This is a genomic window from Vibrio salilacus, assembly GCF_002811245.1.
Classification (GTDB): domain Bacteria; phylum Pseudomonadota; class Gammaproteobacteria; order Enterobacterales; family Vibrionaceae; genus Vibrio; species Vibrio salilacus.
Map to the genome: position 1 here is coordinate 134,287 of NZ_NIVQ01000004.1, position 18,012 is coordinate 152,298.

At 44.0% G+C, this 18,012-nt stretch carries 10 protein-coding genes; 3 read left to right on the plus strand and 7 right to left on the minus strand.

The window, feature by feature from the left end:
- Nucleotides 1-8 precede the first annotated feature (8 nt).
- From CDZ87_RS04315 to CDZ87_RS04345, 7 genes are all read right to left on the minus strand, one after another.
- Nucleotides 9-4,850 carry an NAD-glutamate dehydrogenase gene (locus CDZ87_RS04315; protein WP_100752332.1) on the minus strand — a complete coding sequence of 1,614 codons (4,842 nt, stop codon included), beginning with the start codon at nt 4,848-4,850 and terminating at the stop codon, nt 9-11.
- Between the two features lie 188 nt (nt 4,851-5,038).
- Nucleotides 5,039-5,257, minus strand: coding sequence for a DUF2835 domain-containing protein (locus CDZ87_RS04320; protein ID WP_100752333.1), 219 nt, complete (start codon nt 5,255-5,257; stop codon nt 5,039-5,041).
- Nucleotides 5,258-5,353: 96 nt separating this feature from the next.
- On the minus strand, nt 5,354-7,960 hold the full coding sequence (pepN, locus tag CDZ87_RS04325) for an aminopeptidase N (protein ID WP_100752334.1): 2,607 nt from the start codon (nt 7,958-7,960) through the stop codon (nt 5,354-5,356).
- A gap of 218 nt (nt 7,961-8,178) precedes the next feature.
- A complete protein-coding gene (locus tag CDZ87_RS04330; RefSeq protein WP_100752335.1) occupies nt 8,179-8,841 on the minus strand; it encodes a hypothetical protein in 663 nt (220 codons plus the stop codon).
- Between the two features lie 135 nt (nt 8,842-8,976).
- Nucleotides 8,977-10,974: a carboxy terminal-processing peptidase gene (prc, locus tag CDZ87_RS04335; RefSeq protein WP_100752336.1), complete on the minus strand. Its 1,998-nt coding sequence runs from the start codon at nt 10,972-10,974 to the stop codon at nt 8,977-8,979.
- A gap of 17 nt (nt 10,975-10,991) precedes the next feature.
- Entirely contained in the window at nt 10,992-11,621 is a 630-nt protein-coding gene (gene proQ / locus CDZ87_RS04340) for an RNA chaperone ProQ (protein WP_100752337.1), read from the minus strand.
- Nucleotides 11,622-11,720: 99 nt separating this feature from the next.
- Nucleotides 11,721-12,194 (minus strand): GAF domain-containing protein, encoded by a 474-nt coding sequence (locus CDZ87_RS04345; RefSeq protein WP_100752338.1) that lies wholly within the window; start codon nt 12,192-12,194, stop codon nt 11,721-11,723.
- Nucleotides 12,195-12,279: 85 nt separating this feature from the next.
- On the opposite strand from CDZ87_RS04345, the gene CDZ87_RS04350 reads away from it, so the two are divergent.
- Genes CDZ87_RS04350 through CDZ87_RS04360 form a run of 3 tightly spaced genes read left to right on the plus strand, consistent with a single transcriptional unit; the run spans nt 12,280 to nt 17,995 of the window.
- Nucleotides 12,280-14,076 carry an ABC transporter ATP-binding protein gene (locus CDZ87_RS04350; protein ID WP_100752339.1) on the plus strand — a complete coding sequence of 599 codons (1,797 nt, stop codon included), beginning with the start codon at nt 12,280-12,282 and terminating at the stop codon, nt 14,074-14,076.
- A gap of 33 nt (nt 14,077-14,109) precedes the next feature.
- Nucleotides 14,110-15,369, plus strand: coding sequence for a paraquat-inducible protein A (locus tag CDZ87_RS04355; RefSeq protein ID WP_100752340.1), 1,260 nt, complete (start codon nt 14,110-14,112; stop codon nt 15,367-15,369).
- Nucleotides 15,362-17,995, plus strand: a complete 2,634-nt coding sequence (locus CDZ87_RS04360; RefSeq protein ID WP_100752341.1) for a PqiB family protein — start codon at nt 15,362-15,364, stop codon at nt 17,993-17,995. The genes CDZ87_RS04355 and CDZ87_RS04360 overlap by 8 nt, the downstream gene beginning before the upstream one ends.
- The last annotated feature ends 17 nt before the right edge of the window (nt 17,996-18,012 follow it).

Sequence of the window (18,012 nt, forward strand, 5' to 3'; positions counted from 1 at the left end):
GCAATCGTTTACTCATTGGCTGAACAATTTAAGTTAAGCAGCATGAGTTCACGCAGTGCAACAGAGAACTTAGCGAATTCGTGTACTGAACCGACTTTGAATTCGTTGAGGATATTTTCCCAACGGTGCAACGACATTTCGTTGGCCACAATCCAGTCATCTAATGCTTTCATCACATCGAAATCTTCAGGCTCACAAGCACAGTTTAACACCTGACCTGTCAATTGACGTTGTTGCCAATCGAGATCTTCACGGAATGCAGCACGTGCAAGAGCTTGCCAGTTATTATCGACCGCTTGGCCGTTAATCTGTTTCAAGAACCAATGCAACGACAAGCGATCACCAAGGTTGAAGTACAATTTTGCGGTCTTCTCAATTCCTTTTCCTGCCTCTCGAGACACGGTTGATATGTCCAGAGCTGAGTAGAGGCTAGAAAGACGAGCAACGTAATTCGCCAGTTCGGTACTAATTCCCTGTTCGATCCACGCTTGTGCCATATCGTTATGTTCTTCAACTTCCGATGGAACCAGCATCTGATCAAGATGTGTTTTGATAGTATCAACATCAGCTTGATAAAGCTCAATTAGGGCTTTAACTGACTGTTTACCCTTGCGGTTGCGCAATAACCAACGTGACAAACGACGTAGAGTACGACGCACATAAAAGATCATGCTGTATTGTGCTTGAGTTGTAGCCTCATTATCTAGCGCACGGACCTGTTCTAACACTTTACCTAGGCCAAATATTTCACGAGATGCGGCATATGCATTGCAAATATCGATTACGTTTGCCCCAGTCTCTTCTTGCAGACGCGTAACGAAGTTACATCCCATTTCGTTAACCATTTGATTAGCAAGTGCTGTCGCAATGATTTCTGCTCTCAACGGATGGTTGTTCATCTGCTGAGAATAGTTACGGCGTAACTCGGTTGGGAAGTAGTTAGTTAACTGCTCGGCATGGAAATCGTCATTGGCAATGTCTTCATGAACTAACTGCTCTTTCAATACCATTTTAGCGTAAGCCACAAGCACTGACAGCTCAGGACGAGTAAGTGCCATCCCTTGTTTTTCACGTTCTAATAGTGTTTCATCATCAGGAATATACTCTAAGGCACGATCAAGATAGCCCGCTTTCTCCATTGCATGAATAAAGCGAATTTGTTCTTTGACCAGTGACGTACCTTGCTGCTCAGTCACAGAGATTGACTCGGATTGGCAGTAGGCATCATCAAGAACGATTTCGCCCACTTCTTCTTCCATCGACTCAAGGATCTTGTTGCGCTGTTTAACGGTAAGATCACCGTTTGCAACCAAGCCATTTAAAAAGATCTTAATGTTTACTTCATTATCCGAACAGTCTACACCGCCAACATTGTCAACGAAGTCGGTATTAACACGGCCACCATTGAGAGCATATTCAATACGACCGAGCTGAGTCATACCTAAGTTGCCGCCTTCTCCGATCACTTTCGCTTTCAGATCACGACCATCGATACGCAATACATCGTTGGCACGGTCACCTACGTCGGTATGAGTTTCAGTTGACGCTTTAACATAAGTACCAATACCGCCGTTCCAAAGTAGATCAACCTTCATCGAAAGGATCATCTTAATCAGATCATTCGGTGCTACTGATGCTTTCTTAGTACGGAGCATTTTTTGGATTTCTGGCGTCAAGGCAATCGATTTTGCACGACGTGAGAAAATACCACCGCCCTGTGAGATAAGTTTTGGATTGTAATCTTCCCAACTTGAACGAGGCAGATTGAACAAACGGTTACGCTCTTCCCAACCAGACTTTGAATCAGGGTTTGGATCAATGAAGATGTGCATATGGTTAAATGCGGCTTGCAAGCGAATATGCTTAGAAAGCAACATACCATTACCAAATACATCACCCGCCATGTCACCCACGCCAATCGCAGTAAAGTCGGTGGTTTGACAGTTGATGCCCATTTCACGGAAATGACGCTTAACCGATTCCCAGCCACCTTTCGCCGTGATCCCCATGGCCTTATGATCGTAACCGTTAGAGCCACCGGAGGCAAAAGCATCACCTAGCCAGAAGTTATACTCTGCTGAAACAGAGTTAGCTAAATCAGAGAAAGTTGCTGTCCCCTTATCAGCGGCAACGACCAAATACGGATCGTCTTCGTCATGACGCACCACACCGGTTGGGTGTACCACCTCACCTTCAATGATGTTGTCAGATACATCAAGCAGCGCGCGGATAAAACGTTTATAACAACGCTGACCTTCAGCAAAGATTTCATCGCGACCACTGAACGTATGTTGACGCTTACAGACAAAACCACCTTTAGCACCAACCGGAACAATGACGGTGTTTTTTACTTGTTGCGCTTTCACCAAGCCTAAAATCTCGGTGCGGAAATCTTCTTGGCGATCCGACCAACGCAAGCCACCGCGAGCTACTTTTCCACCACGCAAATGAACACCCTCGATGTCGGGTGCGTAAACGAATATTTCAAATGCAGGTACAGGTTGCGGAATATCAGGGATTTCACTTGGCTTCATTTTGAGTGCTAGCCAAGGTTTATGCTGCTTATTGTCGTCGACTTGATAGTAGTTGGTACGTAACGTCGCCGTGATCATTTCCATGTAGCGGCGAATAATTCGATCATCATCCAAGCTTTCAACATGATCTAGCTGCTCTGCCATCTTATTGATCAGATCGGTTTGACCTTTCTGACTACCCTTAGATTTTGGCTCAAAGCGCTTAGCAAATAATTCCACCAGCCCTTTGGCTAATTCTGGATAATGACTAAGGGTGTCTTCAATATATTGTTGACTGAATGGGAAACCGACTTGACGCATGTAACGAGCATAAGCACGAAGAATAGAAATCTCGCGCCCCGTTAATGAAGCACCTAATACTAAGCGGTTAAAGCCATCACTTTCGAGTTCACCCGCCCAAATGGCGGCAAATGCTTGTTGGAAACGATCACGAGCTTCACGAAGATCGACGGTTTTGTCGCTCTTATGCAGCATCGAGAAATCTAAAATCCAATAGACTTGACCATTGGCCTTACGCACTTCATATGGCGATTCACCAATAACGCGCAAACCGAGATTTTCTAGCATTGGCATCACATCGGATAGATGGATAGGCTCGTCACGGTGGTATAGCTTGAGTCTCACTGATTTAGAATCAGCGCCTAATTCTTGTGGACGGTAAAACAACATGCCCAGCTTGTCGTCATCATTGAGCTTCTCTAAACGCTCAATGTCTGCCACTGCTGAACCAGGCAAAACGTCTTCTTTGTAGGAGCGAGGGAAAGCACGCAAATACTCTTTCGAGAGCGGTAGGCCTTTACTTTCACCAAAATTTGCCACGATCGCTTCGGATAGACGATCATCCCAAGTTGAAGATGCTTCCATTAAGTTTTGCTCAATCGTTTTAACGTCAACGTCCATATTGTTATTATCAACACGAACAATGTAATGTGTGCGAGCCAACGGACTCTCAGAAAAGTAAGTGGTGAACTCCACTTCTTGCTGACAGCCAAAATACTGTTTGAGAATGCGCTGGGTGTGGCGTCGAAGCTCGGTGTTATAACGATCTTTCGTTACATAAACCATGCAGCTGAAGAAGCGCCCAAACGGATCTTTACGCACAAAGAGGCGCAATAGATCGCGGTCTTGCATCTGGACAACACCCATTCCCACTTCAAGTAACTCATCTTCTTTCGCTTGTAGAAGTTCGTCACGGGGGTAGTTTTCAAGAATATTGTGCAGTGCTTTGAAAGAGTACGAGCCTTCACGGTAACCGCTCGTGTTAAGAATTCGCTCCACTTTTTCACGAATAAGTGGAATATCCGCCACACTCTGGTTGTACACCGCTGAGGTATATAGGCCAGTAAAGCGATGTTCACCAATAACTTTGCCATTCTCATCGAATTTCTTAATACCGATATAATCCGTGTACGCAGGTCTATGAATTCTTGATGGGCGATTGCCTTTAGTCACAATCAGCAAGAAAGGTTTCTTTACTTCAAGACGCGCTGAGTCGGAAAAGTCGTTAAGATTAACGGTACGCACTCGTTCTCGATTAGCAAATAAGCCTAAGCCTTTATCAGGCGTTGGCCTTAGTTCAGCATCGCCATCAACGGTCACTAAGTCATACTCTTTGTAACCCATAAAGGTAAAGTTATGATCACCTAACCAACGTAGGAACTGGATAGATTCATCATAACGATCACGTTCGATCGCTATTTTGCCCTTTTGAGCTTCGACCACTGAGGTCACTTGCTCAAGTTTTTCGACCATCAATAACCAGTCTTGAACAACCAGTCCTGCGTCATTAAGAATACTTAACAACTCTTGCTTAAGTGATGCCATAGTTTCTTTATCACTAAGGCGATCAACCTCAATGTGGAACAGAGACTGTAGTGCGCCCTCTCCAGCATTGATTGAAACAATCTCTCCCTTTCCAGTGCGATCAATTTGCGTCGGTCCGTGGAGCATTAAGTGTGATGAAAGATCTAAACGACTTAAGGCCATTTTTACTGAGTCGACTAGGAAGGGACAATCGGGCACCACAATCTCAACAATGGTATGAGTAGATTGCCAACCTTGGCGACTTACCGTCGGGTTAAAAACTCGGACAGAGAGTTCATCAGCTTTTTTCTCATTAATATGGTGCCATAAAGAAATAACGGCACCATACAGATCCGATTCATTACGTTCGATAAGATCGTCTTGAGAAATGTTGCTAAAGAGATGTTGAGCAAGTTGGGTGACTAGGGGTTGATGAGCAAGCTCGAGTTTGTCTTGAATAAGCTTGTAAACTTTTTCAAGCAGAACCGGCATCAATGTTTCACGCGCGGTCATAATCACACTCCACAATTAGAATTGTATGTATTTTTGAGGGATGTTGTAAGCATAGTGCTTAACACGGGTAATGCCGCTTCATTGTAAAAGCTTTATTGATAAATAGTTAATTCTTTTGGGAGTAGTAAGAGGTGAAATGTTTGATATTGTGACTAAGGTTCTATTTAAACTTCTATAAAATCAGTTGCTCACAGAAGTTCCAGCTTTATAAACTTATGTTTTTGGTCAGTTGTTAATCTGAAGCGCCCTTTTAAACCAATTTGACTAACAAAAGGCCTGAAACGAGATGCAGGTAATTGCAAGCGTAACCCACTGTCAGTTATGACTAAAATGTTGCTTGCGACACCATTGTAGTGTGACAAGAAAGTTTGATAAGAAATATTGAGAGTAAAATAATAATGGTTCATAAATTGGTTAAAAAAGTAACGTTATTGGCTGAGCCTCAAGATGACTGTATAAATAAACAGTAGCACCGAAAGGTACTACTGTTTTACTGCGCTTGATTAAGATTCGAGTGCTTTATTCACTTTCTCAAATAGATCGTTAGCAAGATTATCCATTGCTCGTAACTCTTCTAACTGCTGCTTGATAAGTAGTTGACGCGTTTCATCATACTTAGCAAACTTAAGTAATGGATCAATTAAACGCGATGCCACTTGTGGGTTGCTGCTGTTAAGTTGACGTAGAATTTCCCCAGCAAACTGATACCCTTCACCACTCTTGGCATGAAAACGGACCGGGTTCATATTCAAAAACGACCCTATTAAGCTACGGGTACGGTTGGGGTTTTTCAGACTGAATGCCTCGTGACTCATGGTTTGCTTTATCACCTCAAGCGCATTTTCAGCTGGGTTAGCACCTTGGAGTGCAAACCATTTATCCATCACCAAGCCATCGTGCTTCCACTGGTTACTGTAGTCAGCCATCAATGACTCACGACAAGCCAGCTGAGCACTATTGGCTGCGCTCATCGCGGCAATAGTGTCTGTCATGTTATTGGCACTGTTATACTGAGTTTTCACTAAATGGTTACCCTGCGCAGTATACGCAAGTAAGCCCAACGCACTATTACGTAGCGATCGTTGACCAATCGATGCGTGGTCAACCGTGTAATCGGCTTGTTTTAAGCTGTGATATAGCGCACTCAATTCATCTTCAAGTTCAGTCGCTAAAATCACTTTGAACGCTTTCAACACTTGAGCAATTGCATCAATATCTACTTGTTTATACCATCCCATCACTTCGTTATGGCTTGGCAAGGCCATCATTTCGGCAATAAATGCTGGCTCCAGCTGATCGGATAATAGTACACCACGGAAGGCATCAACCACTGCTGGCGGCAATGCAACGTCTCGTTGTGCTTGCACGTCTGCTACGCCATCACGAATGTATTTTGCCAACAGCATTTGTCCTGCATCCCAACGAGCAAATTCATTGCGTGCATGAACCATCAAGAAAATGAGCTCTTGGTCGCTGTAGTCATATTCAAGTTTTACTGGGGCCGAAAACTCGCGTAATAATGAAGGGATAGGCTGCTCGGTAACATTGTCAAACACAAAGCTTTGCTTGGCCTCGGTGACACTGAGTACATTATTGATTGGATTTCCGTTACATTGTAACTCAATCACTTCACCGTTATTCGTGTACAACTCAACGTCGAATGGAATATGTAGCGGTTGTTTGTCTGCCTGATCTTGTGTCGGTTCCGTGGATTGTTCAATCGTTAACGTGTAAGTTTTCGCCGCCTGATTGTACTCACTCGACACGCTAACCGTTGGTGTCCCCGATTGGCTGTACCATAAACGGAATTGTGTTAAATCAACACCTGACGCATCTTCCATCGCCGCGACAAAATCTTCGCATGTTGCTGCTGTCCCATCATGGCGCTCAAAGTACAATTTCATGCCTTTTTGGAAACCTTCTTCACCCAATAGAGTGTGCATCATACGAATGACTTCGCTGCCTTTCTCATACACGGTCAAAGTGTAGAAGTTGTTCATCTCTATCACTTTTTCTGGGCGGATCGGATGTGACATCGGGCTTGCGTCCTCAGCAAATTGAGGACCACGAATAATACGTACATTATTAATACGGTTCACCGCACGAGAACCTAGATCAGAAGAAAACTCTTGATCGCGGAATACCGTTAGACCTTCTTTAAGACTTAACTGAAACCAATCTCGACATGTCACACGATTACCTGTCCAGTTATGGAAATACTCATGACCGATAACCGCTTCGATACCCAGGTAGTCGGTATCCGTCGCGGTTTTTTCATTGGCGAGAACAAATTTAGAGTTAAAGATATTGAGCCCTTTGTTTTCCATCGCGCCCATGTTGAAAAAGTCGACCGCAACAATCATGTAGATATCTAAGTCATACTCAAGGCCAAAGCGTTCTTCATCCCATTTCATTGAATTAATGAGTGACGTCATCGCATGTGGCGCGCGGTCCAAATTACCTTTATCAACAAATATTTCGAGATCAACGTTACGCCCAGATTGAGTAACAAATTTGTCGCGTAGGACATCAAAATCGCCAGCCACTAAAGCAAACAAATACGCTGGTTTCGGATGTGGGTCTTGCCATTGAACCCAATGTCGACCACTTTCAAGTTCACCCTGGGCAACACGATTACCATTACTTAGTAAATAAGGGTATTGGCTTTTATCAGCAATCACTTTGGTTGTGAACTTCGCCAATACATCGGGACGATCGAGATAATAAGTAATACGGCGGAAACCTTCTGCTTCACACTGGGTACAGAATGCACCGCCTGATTTGTACAACCCTTCTAATGCGGTATTAGCTTCGGGATCAATGAGAGTCACTATTTTTAGCTCACATTCTTCAGGCAGTTGATTGATTTCTAAACTACCCTCGACTTGTTTAAAAGCACTCCAAGCTTCACCGTTAACATGAATACTTTTTAGCGTTAATGCTTCACCATCAAGCTGGATAGTTGTTGATTCTTTTAGCTGTTTAACGCGGGAAACGGCGCTAACCGTTGTTTGGTTATCGTAAAGATCAAAGGTCAAATCGATATCAGTGATGGTATGCGATGGAGACTGATAGTCTTTGCGGTATTTGGCTTGTGGAGTCTGAGCCATGTCTAAATCCTTCTGACTAATTAGAGATGAATAGCGCACTGCTTGTGCAGTTTGAACTCGCGTCGTAAAGACGTCGAATCATTACGTATTAGCTTACCTGTCTCGATACAAAAAAACGAGGTTCCGCTAAGAAATACCTCGTTTTTTGTCTACAGATGATGTCGAACTCAAACAATTTGTCTAGAATATCGTCACAGTTCACGCTAATTAGTTATGACTTATCGTATACGGTTCAACACCGCATAGAGGGCGCCTTCCTCCATTTCTAACGTCAAGATATCTCGATTAAGGGTGTATTTAGTTTCGTGCTCACCATTTTCGTATAACAACACCAAATGTTCATCTTCGGTATAGTACACACCTCGATGAACAGCCTCATCACCCTCATCATTACTGACTCGAAACATGAAGACAAAATCAGGCTGTAAGATCAAATCGAGCCGATTGACATCATTTGAGTCGATATCATCACCTGCCAATTGAGCACTGGACCACATTCCTGCGAGGGAATTAGATAACGCTTTGGTGAAGGTGACACCATTGAGGTTAAGTAAATTATGATTGGCAGAATATTGATAAACCTGAGGCTCATCACTATTTAGACCGAGAATAATGGTATCGTCATTGGCCGTATACAAACCTTCCCAATGATCGACGGTGTAATCATGCTTTTGTATATCGATTTTAAAACTGTAGTTGGAGTTAAGTGAGAGTTTAATCGCTAAAAACTTTTCTTGCGATTGTTCTGGGTGTGTATTGACCAAATACCAATCACCAAGTAAAAATGGCTGATCAAATTGGGTTAAATCGCTATTGTCGCGCGCCTGTTCTGCAAACACACTACAGTTGAACAAAAGTAAAAATAAGGCCATCAATCTCATAGCGCGCTCCATACTCTTTTTCTTAAGCTTAGGCGCCATGCCAATAATACGCTAAAAAAATTGATCTAAATCACATTAATTATTGGCAAAAAATAAGCGAGCTCATTAAGCCCGCTTGATAACTGGATGATATTACTAGGATTTCACCATATCGACCATGATTGCGACGGATTCATCCAGATAAGCATCTGGGGCTTGATAATCTTTCGGAACATCATCAAGCGTTTTAAATAAAACTTCGCCCATCGCTTTTTGACGCTGATTAATTCGCGCCAAGCGTTGAATATCCGCCTGCTCACTTTCAGCCTTGCGTGCCTTCTCATTCAAAGACAATCCATTGTCGTCTTTCTCTGCTTTGTATTTGGCAATATCTTCAGCAATAAAACCAAATTCGAGATCTTGAACAATACGAGCCTGATGAGCCGCTGTTAATTGTTCAACTTGAACAGGGTTACGTTGTAACACTTGATATTTAGCCGGTTCAATACTATCCCAAGGCAGCGCATTCTCTTCGACACTTTCACCAGTCTCACTCGGTTCAACTGCAGTTGGGAAGGCAATATCGGGTGTCACACCACGATTTTGCGTACTACCACCATCGATACGATAGAACTTTTGGATGGTGTACTGCACGTAGCCGAGTTCTTTATCAAATAAATCATAAATATGATTAAGAGAACGGTGCTGCTGCACTGTCCCCTTCCCGAACGAGTTTTCACCAACAATCAATGCACGACCGTAATCTTGCATTGCCGCAGCAAAGATCTCAGAGGCCGAGGCACTGTAACGGTTAACCAGCACGGTCATTGGCCCGTCGTAACTGATTTCACCATCAGTATCACTATTAACATTGACACGACCGTAGCTATCACGCACTTGAACAACAGGGCCACTGGTAATGAACAAGCCCGAAAGCGCGGTGGCTTCAGTTAAAGCACCACCGCCATTATTACGTAGATCGACAATAATACCGTCAACACCTTGCGCTTTTAGCTCAGTGATAAGTTTGTCTGTATCTTTTGCGAGTCCTACATAGAAGCTTGGAACTTCCAGCACACCGATTTTCTTGCCATCCTTTTCGATAACTTCTGATTTCACCGCTCGATCTTCCAAACGGATCTTATCGCGAACAATAGTGATCACTTCGGTTTTGGCATCTTTACCTTCAGGCAAAATCTGCAAATAAACTTTGGTGCCTTTTGGACCTTTGATTAGCTGTACCACATCATCAAGACGCCAGCCAATCACATCCACAATATCTTCACCATCTTGCCCGACACCAATAATGCGGTCACCTTCAGCCAATTGTTTGCTGCTTGAAGCCGGGCCACCAGCAACAAGTGAACGGATGACAGTGTAATCGTCGGTCATTTGTAGCACCGCTCCAATCCCTTCAAGCGACAAATTCATCTCGGTTTGGAACTGATCAGCACTACGAGGGGACAGGTAACTGGTGTGAGGATCGATTTCTCGCGCAAACGCGTTCATGTAGAGTTGGAAAACATCTTCACTATGAGTTTGGCTAAGACGCTTAAGCGCATTGTTATAACGCTTACCGAGCATCTCTTTTATCTCATCCCACTCTTTACCTGTGAGTTTAAGATTGAGCGCATCGTATTTAACGCGCTTACGCCACAATTCATCTAACTCAGCGGTATCTTTTGGCCAAGCCGCTTTACTTCGATCTAACTCAATGAACTCATCTGTGTCGAAGGTCATCTCTTTGTCGAGAAGGCGAAGTGCATATTGGAAGCGCTCATAACGACGTTTGATCGAAAGATTATAAACATCAAACGCCATCTGATTGTCACCAGATTTCAATTGGTCATCAATCAACGTAGACCATTTATTTAACGTGGCGATGTCTGCTTGAGTAAAAATATTGCGATTATAATCGAGCATTTCGAGATAACGTTCGAAAATGGCTTGAGAGAACTGATCGTTAAGTGAGAAGTGTTTATAGTGGGATCGAGTAAAGCGCGATGTGACACGTTTGCTTGCGGTCTCATGCTGAGCTTCGGAAGAGAGGACGGGTAAGTCCTCTAAGCTGATTTTTGCCTCTAACGCGTTAGCGGTAGACGCTGCTAGCCAGAAGCTAGCAGCAATCAGCGACAATTTTGAACGGCATTTCATGCGTAGGAGTATCTCCTTTAAGCGCGCAAGTGCTCCGCTTTCACAACCATTTGTAGGCCGTTAGGCAGTTGAACACGCACATCTTCCTTATTGATTTCAACGATAGTCGCAGCCATATTTCCTTTGCCCATATTAACGTTTACTTGATTACCGACTGTCATATCGTCAGCAGTCAGAGCGCGAGTCTCTACTGGCTTATTGGCTTTTTGTACTTTATTTTGTTGCGGGCGACGGCCTTGAGGCTTGTTCGCCGCTGGCTTAGCTTTCGCTTTGCCTTCTTCACGAGCTTTTTGTGCTTGCTCTTTACGACGAGCTTGTACTTTCGCTTTGCTCTCAGCTAGTGCTGCTTTTGCATGTTCAACATGCTCTTCGTCAAGCTCGCCTGCTGGATTGCCATCTAAATCTACACGAACTGCACCAGGCTTTACTCCGTGTAGGTAACGCCATGATGATGTGTACTGTCTTAACGCTGCACGAAGTTGAGTTTTGCTAACTTTCGGGTCGTCAGATAGACGCTCCGCAAGATCTTGAAAAATACCAATTTTAAGTGGTTTTGCTTCACCTTCTAAAGTAAAGCACTTAGGGAAACATTCAGCAACGTACGCGATAACTTCTTTGCTGTTTTTTAACTTTTCAGTGTTTTCCATGAGGATTCCTGGTTATTGCGGCTTGTCCGCGAGCATTTAGTACAAATATTTGAGGTATTATAGTGACCTGCAAGCGAAAAACCACACTCAATAATCATTTTATGCCTTGATAGCGTGTGAATTAAGCAGCTTTTCTACTTCACCCATCAAAAATACCAGCCCTTGTTGATCAATTTCATTAAATCGACCTACATTTGGACTATCAATATCGAGTACGCCTACCACTTGGCCATTAATAGAGAACGGAATCACGATCTCGGCGTTGCTTTCCGCGTCACACGCAATGTGTCCATCGAACTGATGTACATCTTCAACTCTTTGTACGGTATTGGTCGCCGCAGCGGTACCACAAACACCGCGACCAAGTGGAATTCTCACACACGCGGGTTTGCCTTGAAACGGTCCTAAAACTAGTTCATCCCCTTGCATTAGGTAAAAACCTACCCAATTGAGTTGTTCAAGCTCCATATTCAATACAGAACTTATATTGGCTAAATTCGCAATAAGATCCTGTTCAGACTCAATTAACGCGATGACTTGCTTAGTTAAGCGTTGATAATGTTCTATTTTCATACTACTTCCATTTGAAACTGGAGACTTCTATCATGAATCTACGTACAATACGCACAAAGAATAAATAGTAAGCATTCTCATTATAATGACTGACAATCCCAACACTATTAGCCGTTCTTGGTTGATAACTCAAGTAAAAAAGCATAAACCTAAGCTGATCTTTGCCAATATTATCGCATTGATTGCGACCTTGATCAGCGTGCCAATCCCACTATTAATGCCTTTGATGGTTGATGAGGTACTGCTCAATCAACCGGGGCAAGGGCTTGCAGCAATGAACCGCCTTTTGCCTGACTCCATGCAAACGCCGACTGGTTATATTTTCTTAACGTTGATGTTGGTTGTCTTAATGCGCAGTGTAAGCCAAGCACTCAACATTTTGCAAAGTCGTCAATTTACTCTTGTCTCCAAAACCATCACTTATCAGATGCGTAGTCAAATGATTGATAAGTTGGGACGAATCAGTATCCGTCAGTATGAAACGCGCGGCAGTGGTGGCGTGAACGCCCATCTGGTCACTGATATTGAAACGATCGACCAGTTTATTGGCTCGACGTTAAGTAAATTCTTAATAAGTTTGCTCACCGTTTTGGGCACAGCTGGCGTACTATTATGGCTTGACTGGCGCTTGGGTTTATTTATTTTATTGGTTAACCCCATCGTTATTTACTTTTCTCGCAAACTTGGTAGCAAAGTAAAACACCTTAAAAAGCGTGAAAATCAATCTTTTGAACAGTTCCAGAATCGTTTGGTTGAAACCTTAGATGGCATCTATCAGCTTCGCGCAGCCAACCGTGAACGAGAATTTCTTCATCAACTAAAGCAGCAAGCCAATCAAATACGAATTGATGCAGATAAATACGCCTGGCAATCAGAAGCGGCGGGACGCGTCTCTTTCTTGCTGTTTTTACTCGGCTTTGAACTGTTTCGCGCAGTCGCAATGTTAATGGTGCTGTTTAGCGACCTCACTATCGGTCAAATATTCGCTGTCTTCGGTTATTTATGGTTTATGCTCTCTCCGGTTCAAGAGTTACTTGGGGTTCAATTCTCTTGGTATAGCGCTAAAGCCGCTTTAAAACGGATCAATGCCCTACTTGACTTAGAAGAGGAAGCTCGCCCTGTCAGTAAGGTTAATCCGTTTAATGATGATCGCGAAGTCGAAGTCGTGGTTGATAAGGTCAATTTCTCGTACAACGCCGAAGCGCACATACTAGATGATCTCTCTCTGACAATCCCAGCCGGTAAAAAAGTGGCTCTGGTTGGTGCTAGTGGCGGAGGAAAATCAACTTTGATTCAACTGCTTATTGGTGTGTATCAAGCGGATTCCGGTACTATCTGCTTTAATGGAGAGAACTGCGAAGATATCAGTTTTGAGATTATTCGTGAACAAATAGCTGTGGTATTACAACAGCCTATACTCTTTAATGATACTTTAAGGCATAATCTGACCTTGGGCGCTGAATTTGATGACTTACAATTGTGGCGTGCACTCGAAATAGCCCAAATGCAAGACGTCATCAAACAACTCAGCGACGGCTTAGAGACACAAATTGGCCGCAGTGGTATTCGTTTATCTGGTGGACAGCGACAACGTTTAGCGATTGCTCGAATGGTCTTGAGTAACCCAAAATTTGTTATTCTTGACGAAGCAACTTCCGCACTGGATACCGCAACAGAAGCGGCATTACACAAAGCGTTGACAGACTTCTTACAAGGACGAACCACGTTAATAGTCGCCCATCGACTGTCAGCGGTAAAACAAGCCGATCTGATTTATGTACTTGAAGATGGTCAAGTTACACAAACAGGTACGCATGGAGAGTTGGTTGAACAACAAGGCTTATATCAAACCTTATATGGCAGTGTGCAATCAAACCATTAGTCATATTTTTTCAACAAATAATGGAGAGTTGCAATGAGCAACTCTTCCACTTCACACGCCCATCCATCGAGGCTCACATCGGTGCGTCTTTGTCACGGTTGCGAGCTTCCGGTTGATTTAGTCTCCGTAGAGCGCGGAAAAAGTGCTTTCTGTCCTCGATGTAATACCTTGCTCTATCGAGGTGGAACACCTTCGCTCTCGGGTAATTTGGCATTGGCGATTACCTGTTTAGTACTATTTATCCCTTCACACTTTTTTGACTTTATCAGTATTCGTCTTTTTGGCCTGATGATACCAGCCACCCTTCCATCCGGGATATTTACTCTGATCGATGAAGGGTTTGCACTCTTAGCCATGTTGATTTTTTTCTGCAGTTCCATTGCGCCATTGCTGCTTTGCAGTGCGATTGTCGCCGCTCACGTTGCACTAAGCACCCATTCATTTCGAATCCTAAAATTATCACTGTTGCTAATACAGCGATTAAAACCTTGGGTTATGATCGATGTCTTTTTAATTAGCATTGCAATCTCGTGTTTTAAACTGCAAGACTATTCTGACATTTTTGTTGGCCCCGGATTGATTGGTCTCGTTCTACTGCAACTGACAACGGTACTGCTGCTGACGCGTGTCAATGTTAGACGTTATTGGGAAGTTTTCGAGCCAGAGGACACTTATCCAATCAATGTTAAAACGCTACACTGTCACCATTGTCATTTATCACAACCTGATGGTGAGCACTGCTTGCGTTGCCACAACCCAATTCATCATAGAAAGCCACATTCAATGCAAAAAACTTGGGCTTATTTGATTGCCGCCAGCATTGCTATTTTTCCAGCTAATTTGATCCCCATATCCATTCTGCTGACTAATGGTAAACGACTAGAAGACACGATTTTTTCAGGCGTGGCATCGCTAGTCAACAACGACATGACGGGGATCGCGACTATCATTTTTGTCGCCAGTATCGTCGTGCCTGTCGCGAAAATCGTAGGGTTGTCTTACCTGCTCCTCGCAATTCAATTCAAGCGTAAGATTTATCATAAACACCGTATGCTCATTTACTTTGTAGTCAAATGGATTGGTCGCTGGTCGATGATGGATCTTTTTGTTATTTCAATCATGATGACCTTAGTCGATCGCGGTCAAATACTCGACTTTACGCCCGGCTATGGTGCTGTCGCATTTGGTTTTGTCGTGGTATTAACGATGCTTGCCGCCGAAAGCATGGACCCGAGACTAATTTGGGATAACTACCCTGATACAATTAAAAAGAAAGAGCCTATAAATGAGTAACCCCTCTCCAACACAAAACTCATATTCACCTAAAGTGAAACGCAATAAAGGTGTCTCGCCACTGTGGCTGCTGCCAATATTAACAATGGTGCTCGCTGGTTGGTTGGTCTTTAGCGCAATCCAAGATGCTGGGCAACGGATACAGATTTATTTCTCCGATGCACAAGGTTTGATTGCTGGACGCACCACCATTCGCTACCAAGGGCTTGAAGTCGGTATGGTTAAAGATATAAACCTAGCCGAAGATCTACAAAGTATTTATGTTGATGCTGATATTTACCCTGAAGCGACCAAGTTGCTGACCAAAGGCGCACGTTTCTGGATGGTTAAACCCACTGCCAGTCTTTCGGGTATCTCTGGATTAGATGCATTGGTGACAGGTAACTATATTGCGATTTCTCCGGCAACTGCATCGTCTGAACCAGAAACACAGTTCACGGCACTCGAACGCGCGCCTTCTGATCTGCTCAACAAAGAAGGCCTTAGTATTTCGCTTAAGTCACGCGATCTAGGTGGCATTTCCGTCGGCTCACAAATTGTCTATCGTAAAATCCCGGTAGGTGAAGTCTACAGCTATCAACTCGATGCTGATGACAAAAGCGTCATTATTAATGCGAGCATTGACGAGGAGTACCGCCACATCATCACAGGTGATAGCCGTTTTTGGAATGTGAGTGGTATTGGTGCCAATATCGGTTTTGCTGGCGTTGATGTGCGTTTAGAGAGCCTGAGTGCTTTGATTGGCGGTTCAATTGCGGTCGACTCCCCTGACGGTGGTGAGCCAGTAGCCGAAAATACCCAATTCAAACTCTACCCCGACATCCAAACCGCGGGACGAGGAATCGCGATAAAAATAACCTTACCGGACGACAATAAAGTCAGCGCCGCCGGGGCACCTATTGTTTATCGCGGTATAGAAATCGGCCAAATTACCGATCTCGAACTTAGCCAAGGGCGTGAACGTATCCTTGCCTCCGCTGCGATTCAACCCGCTTTCAGTGACATGCTAACCACAGGCAGTCAGTTTATCTTGCAAGAGGCTAAAGTCTCTCTGTCTGGTATTGAGAACCTAAGTAATCTTTTCAAAGGCAATTACCTGACCATTGCTCCCGGTGATGGCGAACGCTCGCGCCACTTCACCGCGGTCAAACAAGATGAGTATAAACGTGAACAAGCACAAACCGTCGCACTACGTTTAACCGCAGATAACTCTTACGGTCTCGAGAAAGGGGCGAGTATTTTATATCGTGGTATTAGTGTGGGATCGATAACTGCGGTTGCACTTGTCAAAGATAGCGTACAATTTGATGCGCTGGTTGATAGTGATTATGCCCATTTAATTAAGTCGCTTAACCGTTTCTATGTAACGGGAAGTGCCAGTGCAGACTTGACAGAGTCGGGGCTCAACATCAATGTCCCACCCGCGAAGCAGTTATTAACTGGATCGATCAGCTTTGTCAGTGAAGGTCAAAGTAAACCGCGTGTCACCTATCAACTTTACCCAAGTAAGTCGCTCGCTGAACTGGCCAAATACAATATGTCGGGGTCGACCAAACTTACCCTGTTTTCCTCAGATCTCCCGCCGATAAGTAAAGGCAGTCCTTTGTTATATCGCAACTTACAAGTTGGAAGTATTGCGGACTTCTACCTCGTTGATGGCGGTGTCATTATCATGGCGAGCATTGAAAATCAGTATAGTCATCTTGTAACTAAACAGACGGTATTTTGGAATCGTTCCGGTGTAGAGATTGATGCCAGTCTTGCCGGTGTGAATATTAAGGCCGCCCCACTGGCTTCTTTAATTAAAGGCGGAGTCGCGTTTGATTCGTTACCAGGTGTCGACAACAAGCAAAATGAAAAGTGGTTACTGTACAAAGACTTTAAAACCGCACGCAAATTTGGCCAGCTGATCACCCTCTACTTTGATGGAGAGAACTCGCTCTCCGAAGGCGCAGACATTCTTTATAACGGTGTCAAAGTAGGCGAAGTCACACTGGTTATCCCTGACTTTAAGCGCAGTCGTATTGAGGTTAAAGCGCGTATACTGCCAGAATATACACAGCAGATTGCGGTAGAGGGGTCTTTCTTCTGGCTTCCTCAAGCCGAAGTAGGCTTAAGCGGCGTTAAGAATGTACGACATTTGCTTTCTCAAGCAATCAACGTGATCCCAGGTCATGGCCAAGCGCGTCAAAGCTTCGTCTTAAATGAGGGCCCAAAGGTTGCCCACGGTGTTCAATTCACGTTGCAAAGTGAATCGCGCGGCTCTATTACACAAAATACCCCAGTGTTATATCGCGAAATGGAAGTCGGACAAGTCACTCATGTTGAGCTTGGTGCATTTGCTGATCGTATCGTTTCAACCATAATGATTAAGCCAGAATACGCCTATTTAGTTCGACGTAATACGGTGTTTTGGAATACTTCTGGTGTCGATATTTCTATTGGCCTTTCAGGTGCCAATATCAAAGCAGGCACGCTCGGCAGTATTGTACGTGGCGGCATCACGTTTGCGACCCCTGAACAAAAACAGCTCGAAGCGATTGCCCCGCCAGGCATGTCTTTCTATCTCAATGCGCAAGCAGAAGAGAGCTGGAAACAATGGCGAACCGCCATACCGAAACCTTAAGCAAGTGAAAAACGCAG